This window comes from Methylocystis sp. WRRC1, from assembly GCF_020733155.1.
GTDB lineage: Bacteria > Pseudomonadota > Alphaproteobacteria > Rhizobiales > Beijerinckiaceae > Methylocystis.
On record NZ_JAJFZJ010000001.1, the window covers coordinates 3,298,877 to 3,314,712 of the forward strand.

The 15,836-nt window shown below is 64.6% G+C and carries 14 protein-coding genes; 11 read left to right on the forward strand and 3 right to left on the reverse strand.

What is annotated here, in order from left to right; all coding sequences use genetic code 11:
- Positions 1 to 68 precede the first annotated feature (68 nt).
- The 7 genes from ccoG to LG047_RS16225 all read left to right on the forward strand — a co-directional run bounded on the left by ccoG (position 69) and on the right by LG047_RS16225 (position 7,356).
- Positions 69 to 1,517, forward strand: coding sequence for a cytochrome c oxidase accessory protein CcoG (gene ccoG / locus LG047_RS16195; RefSeq protein WP_227967785.1), 1,449 nt, complete (start codon positions 69 to 71; stop codon positions 1,515 to 1,517).
- Positions 1,518 to 1,538: 21 nt separating this feature from the next.
- Positions 1,539 to 2,066 (forward strand): FixH family protein, encoded by a 528-nt coding sequence (locus LG047_RS16200; RefSeq protein WP_227967786.1) that lies wholly within the window; start codon positions 1,539 to 1,541, stop codon positions 2,064 to 2,066.
- 14 nt (positions 2,067 to 2,080) lie between these two features.
- The gene (locus tag LG047_RS16205) at positions 2,081 to 4,327 is read left to right on the forward strand and encodes a heavy metal translocating P-type ATPase (RefSeq protein ID WP_227967787.1); all 2,247 of its coding nucleotides are present in this window, start codon (positions 2,081 to 2,083) and stop codon (positions 4,325 to 4,327) included.
- Complete coding sequence (ccoS, locus tag LG047_RS16210; RefSeq protein WP_036282921.1) at positions 4,324 to 4,479, forward strand: cbb3-type cytochrome oxidase assembly protein CcoS; 156 nt, start codon at positions 4,324 to 4,326, stop codon at positions 4,477 to 4,479. The genes LG047_RS16205 and ccoS overlap by 4 nt, the downstream gene beginning before the upstream one ends.
- A complete protein-coding gene (locus LG047_RS16215; RefSeq protein WP_227967788.1) occupies positions 4,476 to 5,555 on the forward strand; it encodes an MFS transporter in 1,080 nt (359 codons plus the stop codon). Before ccoS ends, LG047_RS16215 begins: the two co-directional genes overlap by 4 nt.
- 824 nt (positions 5,556 to 6,379) lie before the next feature.
- Positions 6,380 to 6,772 carry a hypothetical protein gene (locus LG047_RS16220; protein WP_227967789.1) on the forward strand — a complete coding sequence of 131 codons (393 nt, stop codon included), beginning with the start codon at positions 6,380 to 6,382 and terminating at the stop codon, positions 6,770 to 6,772.
- On the forward strand, positions 6,727 to 7,356 hold the full coding sequence (locus LG047_RS16225; protein WP_227967790.1) for an AraC family transcriptional regulator: 630 nt from the start codon (positions 6,727 to 6,729) through the stop codon (positions 7,354 to 7,356). The genes LG047_RS16220 and LG047_RS16225 overlap by 46 nt, the downstream gene beginning before the upstream one ends.
- 20 nt (positions 7,357 to 7,376) lie before the next feature.
- Here LG047_RS16225 and LG047_RS19685 read toward each other — a convergent pair whose 3' ends face one another.
- A complete protein-coding gene (locus tag LG047_RS19685; protein WP_305080340.1) occupies positions 7,377 to 9,650 on the reverse strand; it encodes a lytic transglycosylase domain-containing protein in 2,274 nt (757 codons plus the stop codon).
- A 197-nt stretch (positions 9,651 to 9,847) separates the two neighbouring features.
- Here LG047_RS19685 and dapA point away from each other — a divergent pair, with 197 nt between their 5' ends.
- Both dapA and smpB read left to right on the forward strand, forming a co-directional pair.
- Positions 9,848 to 10,741 carry a 4-hydroxy-tetrahydrodipicolinate synthase gene (dapA, locus tag LG047_RS16235; RefSeq protein WP_227967791.1) on the forward strand — a complete coding sequence of 298 codons (894 nt, stop codon included), beginning with the start codon at positions 9,848 to 9,850 and terminating at the stop codon, positions 10,739 to 10,741.
- A gap of 9 nt (positions 10,742 to 10,750) precedes the next feature.
- Positions 10,751 to 11,227, forward strand: a complete 477-nt coding sequence (gene smpB / locus LG047_RS16240) for an SsrA-binding protein SmpB (RefSeq protein WP_227967792.1) — start codon at positions 10,751 to 10,753, stop codon at positions 11,225 to 11,227.
- A 55-nt stretch (positions 11,228 to 11,282) separates the two neighbouring features.
- Here the strand turns inward: smpB and LG047_RS16245 are convergent, their stop codons facing one another.
- The gene (locus tag LG047_RS16245) at positions 11,283 to 11,894 is read right to left on the reverse strand and encodes an NYN domain-containing protein (protein WP_036282909.1); all 612 of its coding nucleotides are present in this window, start codon (positions 11,892 to 11,894) and stop codon (positions 11,283 to 11,285) included.
- A gap of 519 nt (positions 11,895 to 12,413) precedes the next feature.
- On the opposite strand from LG047_RS16245, the gene rpoZ reads away from it, so the two are divergent.
- Both rpoZ and LG047_RS16255 read left to right on the forward strand, forming a co-directional pair.
- A complete protein-coding gene (rpoZ, locus tag LG047_RS16250) occupies positions 12,414 to 12,803 on the forward strand; it encodes a DNA-directed RNA polymerase subunit omega (protein WP_036282907.1) in 390 nt (129 codons plus the stop codon).
- 175 nt (positions 12,804 to 12,978) lie between these two features.
- Positions 12,979 to 15,192, forward strand: a complete 2,214-nt coding sequence (locus LG047_RS16255) for a bifunctional (p)ppGpp synthetase/guanosine-3',5'-bis(diphosphate) 3'-pyrophosphohydrolase (RefSeq protein WP_036282906.1) — start codon at positions 12,979 to 12,981, stop codon at positions 15,190 to 15,192.
- Positions 15,193 to 15,227: 35 nt separating this feature from the next.
- On the opposite strand, the gene LG047_RS16260 is transcribed toward LG047_RS16255, so the two are convergent.
- Complete coding sequence (locus LG047_RS16260) at positions 15,228 to 15,797, reverse strand: hypothetical protein (protein ID WP_144259587.1); 570 nt, start codon at positions 15,795 to 15,797, stop codon at positions 15,228 to 15,230.
- Positions 15,798 to 15,836 lie beyond the last annotated feature (39 nt).

Here is a 15,836-nt window from a genome sequence, read left to right on the forward strand (position 1 = left end):
GCGACGACCGTATCGCCGACGGACGAGGCGCGTGGCGCGGAGTCCGAGACACAGCAGAGTATTCACTCATGTCCAGCGCAGACGCACATCAACCGCTCCTGGATGAACCCTTCGTCGAGCCCGAGAAGAGGATTTATCCCAAGAAGGTCGACGGCCAGTTCCGTCGCATCAAATGGGGCATCCAGTTCGCAACCCTCGCGATCTATTATTTCCTTCCCTTCGTGCGCTGGGATCGCGGGCCGAATGCGCCGTCGCAGGCCGTGCTCGTTGATTTCCCGCATCGGCGCTTCTATTTCTTCTTCATCGAGATCTGGCCGCAGGAAGTCTATTACGTCACGGGCCTCCTGATCCTCGCCGCGCTCGTGCTGTTCCTGATGAACGCCGTCGCGGGCCGCATCTGGTGCGGTTATATGTGTCCGCAGACGGTGTGGACCGATTTCTTCATGACCACGGAGCGCTGGATCGAAGGCGACTCGCGCGAGCGCATGAAGCTCGACTCCGGGCCGTGGACCTTCGAGAAGATCCGAAAGAAGGTCTCGAAACACTTCGTCTGGCTGCTCATCGCCTGGTGGACCGGCGGCGCCTGGGTGCTCTACTTCGCCGACGCGCCGACGCTCGTTTACAAGCTTGCGACCTTCCAGCCCGGCGCCGGCGAAGCCTATCTCTGGATCGGCATCCTCACCTTCACGACCTATGTCTTCGCGGGCGTGATGCGCGAGAAGCTTTGCCTGCACGCCTGTCCGTGGCCGCGCATTCAGGCGGCGCTGACCGACGAATATGCGCTCAACGTCACCTATCGCTACGATCGCGGCGAGCCGCGCATGTCGCTCAAGCAGGCGACCGCCGCGCGGGCCGCAGGTGCGCTGGCGGGCGATTGCGTCGACTGCGGCCAGTGCGTCGCCGTCTGTCCGACGGGCGTCGACATCCGCCAGGGGGCGAATCTCGGCTGCATCCAGTGCGGCCTGTGCATCGACGCCTGCGACGCCGTCATGGAGAAGGTTCACCGGCCGGCGCGCCTCATCGGCTATGACACGGAGATGAATATCAAGCGGCGCGAATGCGGCGAGACCTCGATCTATCGTCCCATCCGTGTGCGCACTGTCGCTTACGCCATTCTTATTCTCGCCATCGGCGGCTTCATGTCGGTGACGCTTGCGACGCGCGGCGACATGAGCGTCAGCGTGCTGCATGACCGCAATCCGCTCAGCGTTCGCCTGAAGGACGGCGGCGTGCGCAACGGTTATACTGTTCGCTTCTCCAACAAGAAGTCCGAACCGCGTCACTTTACCCTCGCCGTTGCGGGCGTCGACGCGCGCGCCGACGTCGTCGGGGTCGAACCCGACGCCAGCGGCCGCGTCGTCATCGAAGTCGGGCCGGATCAAACGCGCGAGACGCGCGTTCTACTTGCAACCCGCGGCGCGGCGGAGAAAAAGGGACAGACCCCCGTCGTCTTCACCGTGAAGGACATCGACAGCGGCGCGACAATCGACGCCAAGGATGTTTTCGTATGGCCGTGAGGTAGAAACATGAGCCTCGCCATGAGCAATATGCGCAGATCAAGGCCGGAGCCGCAGACCGATTACGAAGCCGGCGGTCGGCCGCTCAATGGATGGAAGGTGCTGGCGATGCTCGTCGGCTTCTTCGTCTTCGTCAGCAGCGTCAATGGCGTAATGATCTATTACGCCATCAAGACCTTCTCCGGCGAAGTCGTCGCCCATCCATATGAGCGCGGCCTCGCCTACAATCGCGACATCGCGCAGGCGCGCGAACAGGCGGCGCGGGACTGGAAGGTGGATGTGACCCTCACGCGCAACGCCGGCATGACGGAAATCCTCGTCACCGCGCGCGACGCGAAGGGCGCCGAAATCACGGGCGTCGAGATGAACGCCGCTTTTGCCTCGCCCGCTGACCTCTCCAGGGACGTTCGCCTCAGGCTCGAGGAGACGACGCCGGGCCGTTACGCCGGAAGGGCCGCGTTGCCTGCGGGTCAAAGAGATCTGGAGCTCAGCGCCAATCTCGGCGGCGCGCAGGTTTTCCGCTCCAGGAACCGCGTCGAGGTGAAATAGCAAGAGGGCGCGAAATGGCTGTTGCTTTCGACTTTGAAGCTTTCGTCACGCGCGCCGGGGACGGCGCGCGGCGCTTCGAGGCCGCCATCGACGGCATGACCTGCGCCGCCTGCATCGGCGAAATCGAAAGCGGCTTGCGCGACCTTCCCGGACTGGAGTCGGCGCGCGTCAATTACACCAACCGCCGCCTTGCGCTCGAGTGGCGCGATGACGGCTTCGACCTCGCGGGCGTCTTCGAGCGTCTGCGCCGCATGGGCTACACGCTGCATCCTTTCGAGCTTGCGGAAAGCGAGCGGGAGGAAACGGAGACCTCGCGCTGGCTGCTCAGATGCCTCGCCATCGCCGGCTTCGCGTCGATGAACATCATGCTGCTCTCCGTCGGCGTGTGGGTAGGCGGCGACATCGATCCCGAGACGCGCGATCTTTTCCATGGCGTCTCGGCGCTGATCGCCCTGCCGGCGGCGGCTTTCGCGGGTCAGCCGTTTTTCAGAAGCGCCTTCGCCGCGCTTCGGGCCGGGCGCCTCAATATGGATGTGCCGATTTCGCTCGGCGTGCTGCTCGCGCTCGGCATGTCGGTCTATGAGACGGTGACCCACGCGGAGCACGCCTATTTCGACAGCGCGGCGATGCTGCTGACCTTCCTGCTGCTGGGGCGCTTTCTCGATCACGCCATGCGCTGCAAGACGCGCGCCGTCGCCGCCAATCTCGCGGCCCTGCGCGCGCCGCTCGCCTGCAGATTGTCGGCGGAAGGCGCGGAGACGCTCGTGCCGCTCGCGCAGATCAGGCCCGGCGACGTCGTGCTCGTGCGTCCCGGCGAGCGTTTGCCGGTGGACGGCGTCGTAGCCTCGGGCGCCTCGCAGCTCGACGAAAGCCTCATCACCGGCGAGACGGATCGCCGCGCGGTCGCTTCGGGCGATCAGGTCTACGCCGGCAGCATGAATTACGACGGCGCGCTCACACTGCGCGTCGCCGCCGCTGGCGGCGCCACTTTGCTCGACGACATCGAGCGGCTGCTGGAGAAAGCCACCAACGCCCGCTCGCGCTATGTGCGGCTCGCCGATCGCGTGTCGCGGCTCTATGCGCCGATGGTGCATGTCGCGGCTTTGGCGACGGCGCTGTTCTGGCTCGCGCGCGGCGCGACTTTCCACGACGCGCTGGTGACGGCGATCTGCGTGCTCATCATCACCTGTCCCTGTGCGCTGGCGCTCGCCGTGCCGGCCGTGCAGGTCGTCGCGAGCGGGGCGCTCTTCCGCTCGGGCGTGCTGCTCAACAGCGCCGACGCCATCGAGCGTCTGGCCGAGGCCGACGCCATCGTTTTCGACAAGACCGGCACGTTGACCGCGCCGGAGCCGCGCGTCGTCAACGCGGCTGAAATCGACGCGCCCACGCTCGATCTCGCCGCGCGTCTCGCCCGCGCGAGCAGCCATCCGCTCGCTCGCGCGGTCGCGCAGGAGCGGCCCGCCGCCGCGGCGCTCGAGGCGCGCGAGGAGCATGGGCTTGGCGTCGCGGCGCTGGTCGATGGGACCGAGGCGCGGCTGGGTTCGCCGAATTATTGCGGGATGGCGGAAGAAGTCGCGCGGTTGGGCGCGCTCGACGCCGACATTTCGCTCGTCGCTTTCCGTCATGGCGACACGCGAGCGCTGTTTCAGGTGCGGCAGGTCTTGCGCAGCGACGCGGTCGGGACCATCGCCAATCTGAAAGCGCGCGGCTTCTCGATTGAAATCCTCTCCGGCGACCGCGCTGAGGCTGTCGAAAAGATCGCCCGCGCGCTCGACGTCGCCGACTGGCGCGGCGCGCTGAGGCCCGCCGACAAGGTCGCGCGGCTCGACGCGCTGCGCGCGGAAGGGCGCAAGGTTCTCATGATCGGCGACGGGCTGAACGACGCGCCGGCCTTGGCGAGCGCTTACGTCTCGATTTCGCCCATCGACGCGACGCAGATCACCCAGGCCGCCGCGGACGCCGTGTTTCTCGGCGAACGTCTCGCGCCCGTGCTGACGACGATCGATCTCGCGCGCCGCGCCCGCGCGCTGATGCGGCAGAACCTCGGGCTTTCGGTTCTCTACAATGTGCTCGCCGTGCCGCTCGCCATGGCGGGGCTTCTCACGCCGCTCATCGCCGCCGCCGCCATGTCGGGCTCGTCGATCCTCGTCACGCTCAATGCGATGCGCGGGGGCAAGGCCTCGACCGCAGGAAACCAGCCGGCGGAGGGGATAAGCTCGCGCCGCGACGCCTTCGCCCAATATGAGGCGCCGGCGGAATGACCGTTCTCCTCTTCCTCATTCCGCTCGCCGTGCTGCTCGGCCTCGTCGCTCTCGTCGCCTTCATGTGGTCGCTGAGAAGCGGACAATTCGACGATCTCGACGGCGCGGCGCATCGCGTGCTGATGGACGACGACATCGAGGACGAGAAGTGAGCGTCGATCAAATCGATGAAGACGCCATGCGCGTCGGGCGCCTCGCCTGCGCCTGTCCGCCCGGCGCCGACCGCGAAGCCGTCACCGACAATCGCGCGATCCTTGCTGCGTGCTTCGGCCTCGCGGTTCTGGCGCAGGCGCTGACGCTGACGGTTCTGCCGGAGCAGAGCCGACTTCTTGCGCCGACGGCCGAGCGCATGGGCTGGCCTTTCGCGCTGCTGCTCGTCGGCGCGGCGCTGGCGACCTTTCCGGCGGCGATGCTCGTGGACGCTTTCGGCCGTCGCGCGGCTTTCGGCCTCGGTGCGAGTCTCGGCGCGGCGGGCGGGGCGCTTTGCGCCTTCTCGCTGACGCGGGGGAATTTCTTCGCTCTCTGCCTCGGCGCCTTCTGGCTCGGACTCGCGCAGGGCTTTGCGCTCTTCTATCGGCACATCGCCGCGCAGGGCTCCGCGCGCGGCGGGCTCGTCGTGCTCGCGGGCGGGGCGGGGGCGGCGCTGGCGGCGCCGCTTGTCGTCTCCGTCACGGGAAGCCCCGGGGCGACGCTGCTTGCCGCTGCGGCGCTACATATCGTGGCGCTCGCCCTGTCGGTGCGATTGCCGCACGCGCTGCGCGGCGAGGCCGCTTCGCACGCGCAGGGGCGGCTGTCCGGGCGCTTCGCGCTCGCCACGCTCGCCGGCGCGGTCGCCTGGTTCGTCATGGCGGCGGGCATGCTGCATGGGCCGCTGACGCTCGCCGTCTGCTCCGCCGGGCCGGCTCTCATCGGCGGCGCGATGGGTTGGCATCTCTTCGCGATGTATGGGCCGGCCGCGCTCGCCGCGCGCTGGCCATCGCTGTTTCCGCCCATTCCCGCCGCGGCGGCCGGGCTCCTCATCATGTTCGCCGGCGCGGGCGCAATTTACGCGGGCGCCTCGATTGCGAGCGTTGCGGCGGGGCTCATCGCCATCGGCGTCGGCTGGTCGCTCGTCAATGTCGCGACGCTGCGGATGCTTCATGAAGCGGCGCGTCCGCCGTGCGCCGCTCTCGCGCTGCACGACTTCTGCCTGCTCGGCGCGGCGGCGGCGGGCGCGCTCATGTTCTGAACGATTTTTTGGAGTTCTGCCCTCTCGTCACGGAGGGGAGCCGGATTTGCGCCGGAGACCTGTGGCGGGTCTGAGGGAAGAGTCCCGGAATTGCTCGCACATTTGATCGTAGTTCCAAATCGCGGCTCCGATATGTTTGAGCCTGCCCCATCCCACGGTGCACATCGCCTCAGCCACGCGCTTCCACAGAGCCGGCGGCGCCAAATGGATCCAGCCCACCAACGCGACTGATGCAAATTCATCGTTGTCCACTCGGCGTGTCCACTTCGCGTCGGCGCGGTTCAATCCAAACTCCACCATGCCCGCTTCCGCAAAGTCGCCATGGTAAGAAAGTCTACTAACCCCTCGCCGGCCATAACCTCCCGCTTGTTATCGGTGGATCGCACGTCGAAAATATGAAGAGCCTCGATTCCCGGCTTTCGGCATTCAAGCAGAAAAACCGTAATCCATTTCGAGCTATTTCGGATGGAGCTGATGAGCCCGAATTCTCCGCCGCTCCCTTACTTGAAATCGGGCTTTTTGCTTGTGGATGCGGCTTCGGTTTTGAAAGTCGTGGCCGCTATATACCGCCTTCATGACCGGGGTTTGCTCGCGCGTCACTCGCGGGCTTGCGGTTCTCGAAACAGGTGATTGAAGTAGAGGCGTAGTGAACGAAGGTATGCCAACGATTTTCTGAATGACTCATGCGAATTTCCGATACTGTAATGTAGACGCTTACTGGAAGCGGATTATACGAATCCTGCCTTATCCAAAAAACGGAAGCGCTGCTTTCAATCGCAAAAAATGCGGAATAATTATTTCAAATGAAGATACGAAAGTCGACAGTGATACGCTGGACCTTAAGTGTAAATCAGGAATGTGAATTTGTGGAGCCAAGCGAGGAAATCGTAAACATCTTCGTTCCGACCGACGCTAATGACAAGCCCGTCAAGATTTCCTTCTTTTCTCCAGCCGCCGGAATGGATGTTTTCCATTTTCACTTCAGGGCCGACGGCGCAGATGAGCGGCGATTGAAACCATTGCTTAGTTTCAGCTCGGAGTTCAATCGTCTGGTGTTCCAGACGGAGGTCGTTCACAGCGGGTCGAGCCAATACAGGGATATGCGCTCGGCTCGTATCTTCAGCATTTCTCGCGGCTTCGACCTGTTCAGATCGGGCGCTTCAATGGAACAATGCTCAGCGTCGACGCCACGCTCGATTACAAGTCGAGTGTCGTGACGATAGATCACGATGTTCTCTTTACGCTCGTAGGGAGCGACGCGGGAAAATCGCTGATCGATTGTCTCGGACTCGATGGACCCGAGTCAGCCGAGGTGCACAGGATTCCCTTGGCTGTATCGTGCCATCTCAAGCGGCCCCTTCCCAACAGAACCGGACCGGTGGGAAACCTCTACATGCAGGCGCGCATTCTCGACTATCTGAGCGGCCTGGTCGACTTTGCGCTCGCGGAGAAAGTGACGAGGCCGACGGGCTACCGAGCGAGTTCCCGGGCGAAGGCGTTGCACGACTATTTGATCCAGATCGACGGTCCGATCCCGACTATGGAGACGCTGGCGAAGGAGTTCAATCGCTCGTCGAGGAGTTTGAACGAGGACTTTTCACGCGAATATGGAATGCCGATCCATGCGTTCATGATGGAGCATCGGATGAGACGCGCCCACGAGGCGATCGAAAACACCAACACGCCCCTGAAGGTGATCTCCGCGAACCTCGGCTATTCCCATGTGAACCACTTCAACGCCGCCTTTCGGCGCAAGTTCGGCTATCCGCCCGGATCGCTGAGAAAGAGCGGAAAGCCATGATCGCGGCGGGAGCGCTCGCCTTATAATCCGTCGCCGGCCCGCGCCAGCTCCATTTGCGGCGCGCGCGTGTCCGTGTCGCCGAATTTCGCGCGATAGACGACGAAATTCTCCATCACGCGCTGCACGTAATTGCGCGTCTCGGTGATCGGGATGCGCTCGACCCAGTCGATCGGATCGACGTTCGGCTTGCGCGGATCGCCATAGGCGTCGATCCACTGCTTCACGCGTCCGCCGCCGGCGTTGTAGGCCGCGAAGGTGAGGAGATAGGCGCCCCTGTATTCGCCAAGCAGAATCCCCAGATGCGCGGCGCCGAGCTGCGCATTGAAGGCGGGCTCGCTCAGCATGCGCGAGAGGTCGAAGCCGACGCCGTGCTGATAGGCCGTATGGCGCGCGGTGGAGGCGATCATCTGCATCAGCCCCATCGCCCCTGCGGAGGAAACGGCCTTCGGATCGAAGGCGCTCTCCTGCCGCGCGATGGCGTAGACGACCGAGCGCGACGCGGATTTCGGCAGGGCCTCGAAATTCGGCACGCCATAGGAGGGGAAGGCGACGTCGTCGAGCGGCACGCCGCGATATGAGGCGCTCTTGCCGAAGATGAGCGAGAGTTTCGCGTCGCGCTGGCCCGCGATCACCTCGCCCAGCGCGGCGACATGTTTCGGATCGGCGACATTCTTCGCCGCCTCGAGGGCGAGGGGCGCGGCGATTTCCTTGTCGCCGGTCGCGAGCAGAAGCTCCACGACGCGGACAGCCTCATGGCGCTGGTCGCCCTTCGTCGCTTCGGGCGGCGTGCGCAGCGGCTTGTCGGCGGCGCCGAGCTTCGCATTGGCCAGCTGGCCATAGAAGGTCGTCGAATGGGCGGCGGCCATCTGATAGAAGCCGCGCGCCCGCGCGTCGTCCTCCGGCGTCCGCATCGCCTCATAGGCGCGGCCGCGCCAGTAGAGCGCGCGCGACTTCTGGAGCGGCGTCTCGGCGACCTGTTCGAGCGTTGCGAAATGGCGTGAGGCGCGGGCCGGATCGTCGAGGAAGCGCAGCGCGATCCAGCCCGCCTGAAATTCCGCCTCGACCTTGTTGCTCGTCGACCTGGCGCGGTGCTGCGCGGCGATGACATAGGCGGTCTCGGCGTCGCCCATATCCAGAACCTTGCGCGAGACCTGACGGCGCTCCGCCCACCAGGCGTCGCCGTCGATGACGCGCTCGGGCTCCTGAGGCGCCTTGCGCAGCAGGGCGGCCGCCTCGGCGTATTTCTTGGCGTTGGTCAGCGAATGGACGCGCGAGAAGAGCAGTCCCGGATCATTCTGCAGCGACTGCGGGACGGAGGCGTAGAGCCTGTCGCCGCCGGCGCCGCCCCAGGCGGCGGCGCGGACGCGGGCGAGCAGCGTCACGTCCTTGCCGGCGAGTTCGGCGGCGCGCAGGGCGAGGGCGTTCTTGCCCGAATAGAGCAGCCGGTCGGCGCGGTATTTATGGTCTTCGACCGTGAGAAGGTCGCCGAGATCCTTGCGGAACATGGTCTCGAAGCTCTGGCCGAGGTCGTCCTCGCGCCAGGCGTCGCGGGCGAGCCGCGCGGCCGCCTCGAAATCGCCGTCGCGAGCCAGCGCCTTCGCCAGCGCATATTTGCCGTAAGCGGTAATGGGCTTCGAGTCGGCGAACCACGCCCTCACGACCTTGTCGGCCTGATGCTCGGCGACGAGCGATTCCTCGGCGCGCTTGCGCAGCCATTCGGCGGCGGGCCAGTCGGGATGGTCGGCGAGGAAGCCCGCGATGCGCTTGAAGCCCGCCTCCCTGGGATGGAGCCGCAGGCCCGCCCACCGCGCGGCGGTGTCGGGAAGCTTCGCCTGCAGATTCGCCGCGGCCTGTTCGGCGGCGGCGAAATCGCCGGCCTTATAGAAAGCGAGCGTCTGGGCGAAGACTTCGGAGTCGTCGCCGAGCAGTTTTGCAGGATCGAGAGGGCTCGGACCCGTTCCGCCCTTCAGCCATCCGTCTGCGGGGGCATAGGCCGCAAGCGGCGAGAGCGGGCCGTCATCGGCGCCGAAAAGCGCGGCCTGCGGCGGGTGCGCCTCCTCCGTGCCGGCGGGGACGCCGGTGACGAATCCGCGCAGCGACTCCTCGAGCGAGCCGACGCGCGAACGCCACGCGCCGAGGCTGAAAGGGACGGAGGGAATCCAGCGATTCTCCGTGCGTTTCGCCTCGCCGTCGCCCATGTCGCTGAAGCCCGTGAAAGCGGGCGTGATCAGCGCGATCGCGGTCGCCGTTGAAAGGAGCTTGAGGCGCGTCGAGACGCGAGAGGGCAACATCATCGAACTGCACTTCCGTTGTTGCGCAAAGGCTGCCCTCATTTCGTTTACGGAGCGTTAACCAACTCCCCGCCGGCGGTTATCGACACCGGAGCGCTCGCAAGGGCTTTTCTCGGGCGCCCCCAGCGGCTATGAAAGACGTCTTCCATCATACGGACGCGAATACGGCGGCTGTGAGGCGCGGGGAAAGCTCTGATTCTATGAGTAAAAAGCCGATTTTTCATGGGTCGATCACAGCTCTCGTCACCCCCTTTGCCAATGGAGAGGTCGATTTCGACGCGCTGCGGGCGCTTGTCGACTGGCAGATCGAGAGCGGCACGCATGGCCTCGTGCCGGTCGGCACGACCGGCGAAAGCCCGACGCTGAGCCATGAGGAGCACGGCCGCGTCATCACCGAGACCATCCGCGCCGCGCGCGGCCGCGTCCCGGTGATCGCCGGCGCCGGCTCGAACAACACGCGCGAGGCGATCGCGCTCGCGGGCCACGCCGAGCGGGCGGGGGCCGACGCCCTGCTGATCGTGACGCCCTATTACAACAAGCCCAATCAGGAAGGGCTTTATCTGCACTTCAAGGCGATCAACGACGCCGTCTCGATCCCGATCATCATCTACAACATCCCGCCGCGCTCGGTCATCGACATGAGCGTGGACACGATGCGGCGGCTGTCCGAACTGAAAAACATCGTCGGCGTGAAGGACGCGACCGGCAACATCGGCCGCATCTCGCTCCAGCGCGAGGCGATGGGGCCCGACTTCATCCAGCTTTCGGGCGACGACCTCACCGCGCTGGCCTGCATGGCGGCGGGCGCCCATGGGTGCATTTCGGTCGTCGCGAATATTGCGCCGCGCCTCTGCGCGGATTTGCAGAACGCCTGCCTCGCCGGCGATTTCGCAAAGGCGCTTGAGATTCAGGACAGGCTCGTGCCGCTGCACGTCGCCACATTCCTGGAGGCGGGCGTGACGGGCGCGAAATATGGCCTGTCGCTGCTCGGCAAGGTGAAGGAGGAGGTGCGCCTGCCGCTGGTTCCCTCCACGCAGGCGACCAGGGACCGCATCCGCGCCGCCATGGTTCACGCCGGCGTGCTTCCGGCCTAAGGAAATTCCGTGGCCCCGAAGCAGGACCCGAATTTCAAGGTCGTCGCCGACAACCGCAAGGCGCGCTTCCATTACGAGATCGGCGAAACCTTCGAGGCCGGGATTTCGCTGACCGGCACGGAGGTGAAGTCGCTGCGCACCGGCAAGGCGACGATCGCCGAAAGCTATTGCCACGTCGACCGGCAGGGCGAAGCCTGGCTGGTCAACGCAAATATTCCCGAATATCTCGCGGGGAACCGCTTCAACCACGAGCCCAAGCGCCCGCGAAAGCTGCTGCTCAAGAAGCGCGAGCTGGCGAAGCTGGCGCAGGCCGTGGAGCGCGAGGGCATGACCATCGTGCCGCTGAAGCTCTATTTCAATGCAAAGGGCCGCGCGAAACTGACGATTGCGATGGGTCGCGGCAAGAAACTGCACGACAAGCGCGAGGTGGAGAAGAAGCGCGACTGGAGCCGCGAAAAAGGCCGGCTGATGCGCGACAAAGGATAAGCCCGGCGGAGGCGCCGGGCTTTGGAATTCGCAGAAGGAAGCTTGACGAGGAGGATTACTCCTCGTCTTCCTCATGGCCAGCCGGAGCGGTCTGCGGCATGGGCCGGCGCTCCTGATAGCGCTGCATGCGCTCGGCGCGCTCGCCCGGATCGCGGCCGATCTTGCTGACGAGGTGGATCAGGTCGATGAATTCGTCCGCCTGGCGGCGCAGTTCGTCGGCGATCATCGGCGGCTGCGTGGTGATCGTGGAGATCACGGAGACGCGCACGCCCTTGCGCTGCACGGCCTCGACCAGCGAGCGGAAATCGCCATCGCCGGAGAAGAGCACCATGTGGTCGATATGTTCGGCCATCTCCATCGCGTCGACAGCGAGCTCGATGTCCATATTGCCCTTCACCTTGCGGCGGCCGAGAGAATCCACGAATTCCTTCGTCGGCTTGGTGACGACGGCGTAGCCGTTGTAGTCCAGCCAGTCGATGAGCGGGCGAATCGACGAATATTCCTGATCCTCGATCAGTGCGGTGTAATAGAAGGCGCGGATGAGGCGGCCCTTGCCCTGGAACTCGCGGAGCAGGCGCTTGTAGTCGATGTCGAATCCCAGCGATTTCGCGGTCGCATAGAGATTCGCGCCGTCAATGAATAATGCAATTCGCTCGATATCAGCCATTTCGTTCTCACGGTCGGGTTTATGCTGAGATGACATGACGACTTTTAAATAACGCCGTCAACCCACAGCGGCGTTCACGAGGGTCGTCTTGCCTTCTTCCTTCGTTCGGCTCTCGCCCGTTTCAATTCTTGCGTTTTGATGGGCCCGCGCTTGCAATCTATAGGAGAGTTGACAATTTCAGCCAAATCCCACACGCTTGCAGGCGCATCGTCGCCTAACCTGTTAAACGGATAGATTGCCCCGAAGATGCGACAGGTCAAGCGCGGCAGTTGCCGTTGACAATAATTTTAACAAAGTTTCTCCAAGATCAACCTATCTAAATCCTTGCAGCGCTTAAAATCAATTCAAAAATTCCGGAAAAGTACGGAGCTTTCTACGATATGTGGAGCTCTCTACGAAAGAAGCGTCATGCGCGGCTGAGGCGGCCCCCGATGCCTGGATTGAGTCGTCGCTGTTGATTAACGGGGGATTCTGGCGTATCAGCCTTCATTCCCCTTCCTTACAGGAGTTCTGCATCAGATGGCGCGCGTCACCGTCGAAGATTGCATTGACAAGATCGAGAACCGCTTCGATCTCGTTCTTCTCGCGGCGCATCGGGCGCGGCTGATTTCCTCTGGCCAGCAGATTCTCGTCGAGCGCGACCGCGACAAAAACCCGGTCGTCGCCTTGCGCGAGATCGCCGAGTCGGCCCTTGCTCCCGAGGATCTGTCGGAAGACTTCATCCACTCGTTGCAGCGCCATGTCGAAGTGGACGAGCCGGAGGCCGAGGCCGCTCCGGCGCTGACGCCGGCGTCGGGCGCAGGCGACTTCGAGGGCGAAGCCCAGTTCGACCGCATGACCGAGGAAGACCTCCTGCGCGGCCTCGAAGGGCTCGTGCCCCCGGCCGAGGTCGAGGACGAGGGCGAGTAAGCCCCGTCTTCGCCAACGAGGCGCGGTTTTCGGCTTCTCCTGTTTGAGACCGCCGCCAAGCTGGTCTACACTGGTGAAAACTCCCAGCGGCCGGGCGTCGTTTGTCGCGTAGCGCGTAGCTTGCGTCGAACGCGGCGGCGGCGCCGGCCGCGCTGCAGGTCGGCGGCTGTCGCGCATGATGCGTCAATATGAACTCGTCGAGCGAGTGCGGAAATATAATCCGCGCGTCGACGAAGATTTGCTCAACCGGGCCTATGTCTACGCCATGAAGGCGCATGGGCAGCAGACCCGCGCCTCGGGCGACCCCTATTTCTCCCATCCGCTGGAAGTCGCGGCGATCCTTACCGATCTCAAGCTCGACGACGCGACGATCGTCGCGGCGGTGCTGCACGACACGATCGAAGACACTGAGACGACCCGCGAGGAGATAGACCGTCTTTTCGGCGAGCAGATCGGCAAGCTCGTCGACGGCCTCACCAAGATCGAGAAGCTGGATCTCGTCTCCAAGCAGGCGCGGCAGGGAGAGAATTTCCGCAAGCTTCTCCTCGCCGTCGCGGAAGACGTGCGCGTGCTGCTCGTAAAGCTCGCCGACCGTCTGCACAACATGCGCACGCTGCATTTCGTGCCGCAGGAAAAGCGCGCCCGGATCTCGCAGGAAACGCTCGACATCTATGCGCCGCTCGCCGGCCGCATGGGCATGCAGCGCCTGCGCGAGGAGCTGGAAGGCCTCGCCTTTCGCCATCTGATGCCCGAGGCCTATCAGACGATCGAAGAGCGGCTGCATGATCTGCGCACGAAGAACGGCCGCATCATCAAGCGCATCGAAGACGAGCTGACAAAGGAATTTTCGAGGCGCGGCATAGAGGCGGCGGTCACCGGGCGGCAGAAGACGCCTTATTCCGTGTGGCGCAAGATGGAGCGCAAATCCGTCTCCTTCGAGCAGCTCTCGGATATTTTCGGTTTCCGCATCATCGTCGGCGCGGTGGAGGACTGCTATCGCGCGCTCGGCGTCATTCACACCAAATGGCCAAATGTTCCGGGGCGCTTCAAGGACTACATCTCGACGCCCAAGCAGAACGACTATCGCTCGATCCACACCACTGTCATCGGCCCCGGCCATCAGCGCGTCGAACTGCAGATCCGGACGGCGGAGATGCACGAGATCGCACGCTTCGGCATCGCCGCCCATGCGCTCTACAAGGACGCGACCGGCGAAGAAGGCCGCGAGGAGCTGGCGAAGGAAAGCCGCGCCTTCCGCTGGCTGCAGGAGACGCTGGAGCTGCTCGCCCATGGCGACAGCCATCCCGAGGAGTTTCTGGAGCACACGCGGCTCGAATTGTTCCAGGATCAGGTCTTCTGCTTCACGCCCAAGGGCGGGCTGATCGCCCTGCCGCGCGGCGCGACGCCGATCGATTTCGCCTACGCCGTGCACACCAAGCTCGGCAATTCGGCGGTGGGCGCCAAGATCAACGGCCGCGTCGCGCCAGTCCTGTCGCCTTTGCAGAACGGCGACGAGGTCGAGATCATCCGCGCCGACGGGCATGTTCCGCCGGCGGCGTGGGAGGCCGCGGTGGTCACCGGCAAGGCGCGCGCCGCCATACGCCGCGCCACGCGCGAGGCCGTGCGCCAGCAATATGCGGGGCTCGGCCGGCAGATCATCGAGCGGGCCTTCGAGCGCGCGGGCCGGGCCTATTCGGACGACAAGCTGAAGGCCGTGCTGACGCGGCTGGCGCGGCCGTCGATCGACGATGTGCTGGCGGCGGTGGGGCGCGGGGAAATCTATTCCGGCGACGTGGTGAAGGCCGTCTATCCAGACTTCAGCGAGGAGCGCAAAGGCGGCCCGACGCCGATGGGGCCGGGCGAGCCGGGCTGGTTCGGCGTCAAGGCCAACGCCAATGTCGTGTTCAAGGCCCCGGACGCCGTCGACGGCGCGCCGGGCGCCATCCCGATCCGCGGGCTGCGCGGTGACGCGCCCGTGCGCTTCGCGCCCGAGGGCGGCGCCGTGCCGGGCGACCGAATCGTCGGCATTCTCACGCCGGGCGAGGGCATCACCATCTATCCGATCCAGTCGCCATCCCTCACCGCCTTCGACGACCAGCCCGACCGCTGGCTCGACGTGCGCTGGGACATCGACGCCGACACGCGCGAACTCTTCCCCGCGCGCATCGTCGCAACGGCGATGAACGAGCCGGGTTCTCTCGGGGCGCTCGCGACGCTGATCGGCGAGACGGGCGCCAATATCGACAACATCAGCTTCCGGGCCCATTCGCCAGACTTCCGCGAGATGACTTTCGATCTCGAAGTTGCGGATCTGAAGCACCTGACAGACGTCATCGCCCGGCTGCGCGCGAGCCCGCTGGTGAGCAAGGTGGAGCGGGTGATCGGGTGAGGAGCGCGGCGGATCGAGCCGCCGCGCATTGTCGATCAGAGGGCGCCTTCATCCGTCTGGGACATCACGTCGGCGACCTTGCCGCGCTTGACGAGACAGCGCCACGGCGCTTTCTCCGCGCCGACGCCGACCGTCACGGTGTTGTTCGCCTCCGATGAGACGGCGCTGATCACCACCACTTTCGGATTGTGCGTCGTCTTCTTCACCGCCTTCAGGCAGGCTTGCTTGTCGCGCTTCGGCACGTCGTCGTAAACCTTGGCCGACTCCGGCCTGGCTGGCTCCGACGGGGCGCTCTCGACAGTCTCCTGTTCAACGACCTGGCACACGCCATTGGCTCTGTGCGGCCCGGTATAGGAGACGATCAGCGAACCCGAATCCCGCGCAACGCTGATGGTGACGCCGCCCCCCACGATCTCGGAATAATTCGCGTTCTTCGAGCGGACCGTCGCTCTTTTTCCGTTCAGATAAGCGCGGCCGGCCCGGTCGGTTTCGACTGAGATGTCCGTTGGGCATTTGGCGGCGAAGTAGGGAACTTTCGCAAACGCTGCGCCTGCGAAAAGCATGACAGTCACGGCTAAAGAAGCCGCGAGACCTCGAGCTTTCATTTACCAACTCCTTATTGCAAAGATTAAGTTTATCCCAAG

What these genes read in the sequence shown, in the direction of transcription:
- ccoS (WP_036282921.1), top strand. Translation starts at nt 4,324, where the DNA reads ATGACCGTTCTCCTCTTCCTCATTCCGCTCGCCGTGCTGCTCGGCCTC.
- rpoZ (WP_036282907.1), top strand. Translation starts at nt 12,414, where the DNA reads ATGGCGCGCGTCACCGTCGAAGATTGCATTGACAAGATCGAGAACCGC.
- LG047_RS19685 (WP_305080340.1), bottom strand. Translation starts at nt 9,650, where the DNA reads ATGATGTTGCCCTCTCGCGTCTCGACGCGCCTCAAGCTCCTTTCAACG.
- dapA (WP_227967791.1), top strand. Translation starts at nt 9,848, where the DNA reads ATGAGTAAAAAGCCGATTTTTCATGGGTCGATCACAGCTCTCGTCACC.
- LG047_RS16260 (WP_144259587.1), bottom strand. Translation starts at nt 15,797, where the DNA reads ATGAAAGCTCGAGGTCTCGCGGCTTCTTTAGCCGTGACTGTCATGCTT.
- LG047_RS16225 (WP_227967790.1), top strand. Translation starts at nt 6,727, where the DNA reads ATGCTCAGCGTCGACGCCACGCTCGATTACAAGTCGAGTGTCGTGACG.
- LG047_RS16255 (WP_036282906.1), top strand. Translation starts at nt 12,979, where the DNA reads ATGATGCGTCAATATGAACTCGTCGAGCGAGTGCGGAAATATAATCCG.
- ccoG (WP_227967785.1), top strand. Translation starts at nt 69, where the DNA reads ATGTCCAGCGCAGACGCACATCAACCGCTCCTGGATGAACCCTTCGTC.
- LG047_RS16205 (WP_227967787.1), top strand. Translation starts at nt 2,081, where the DNA reads ATGGCTGTTGCTTTCGACTTTGAAGCTTTCGTCACGCGCGCCGGGGAC.
- LG047_RS16245 (WP_036282909.1), bottom strand. Translation starts at nt 11,894, where the DNA reads ATGGCTGATATCGAGCGAATTGCATTATTCATTGACGGCGCGAATCTC.
- LG047_RS16200 (WP_227967786.1), top strand. Translation starts at nt 1,539, where the DNA reads ATGAGCAATATGCGCAGATCAAGGCCGGAGCCGCAGACCGATTACGAA.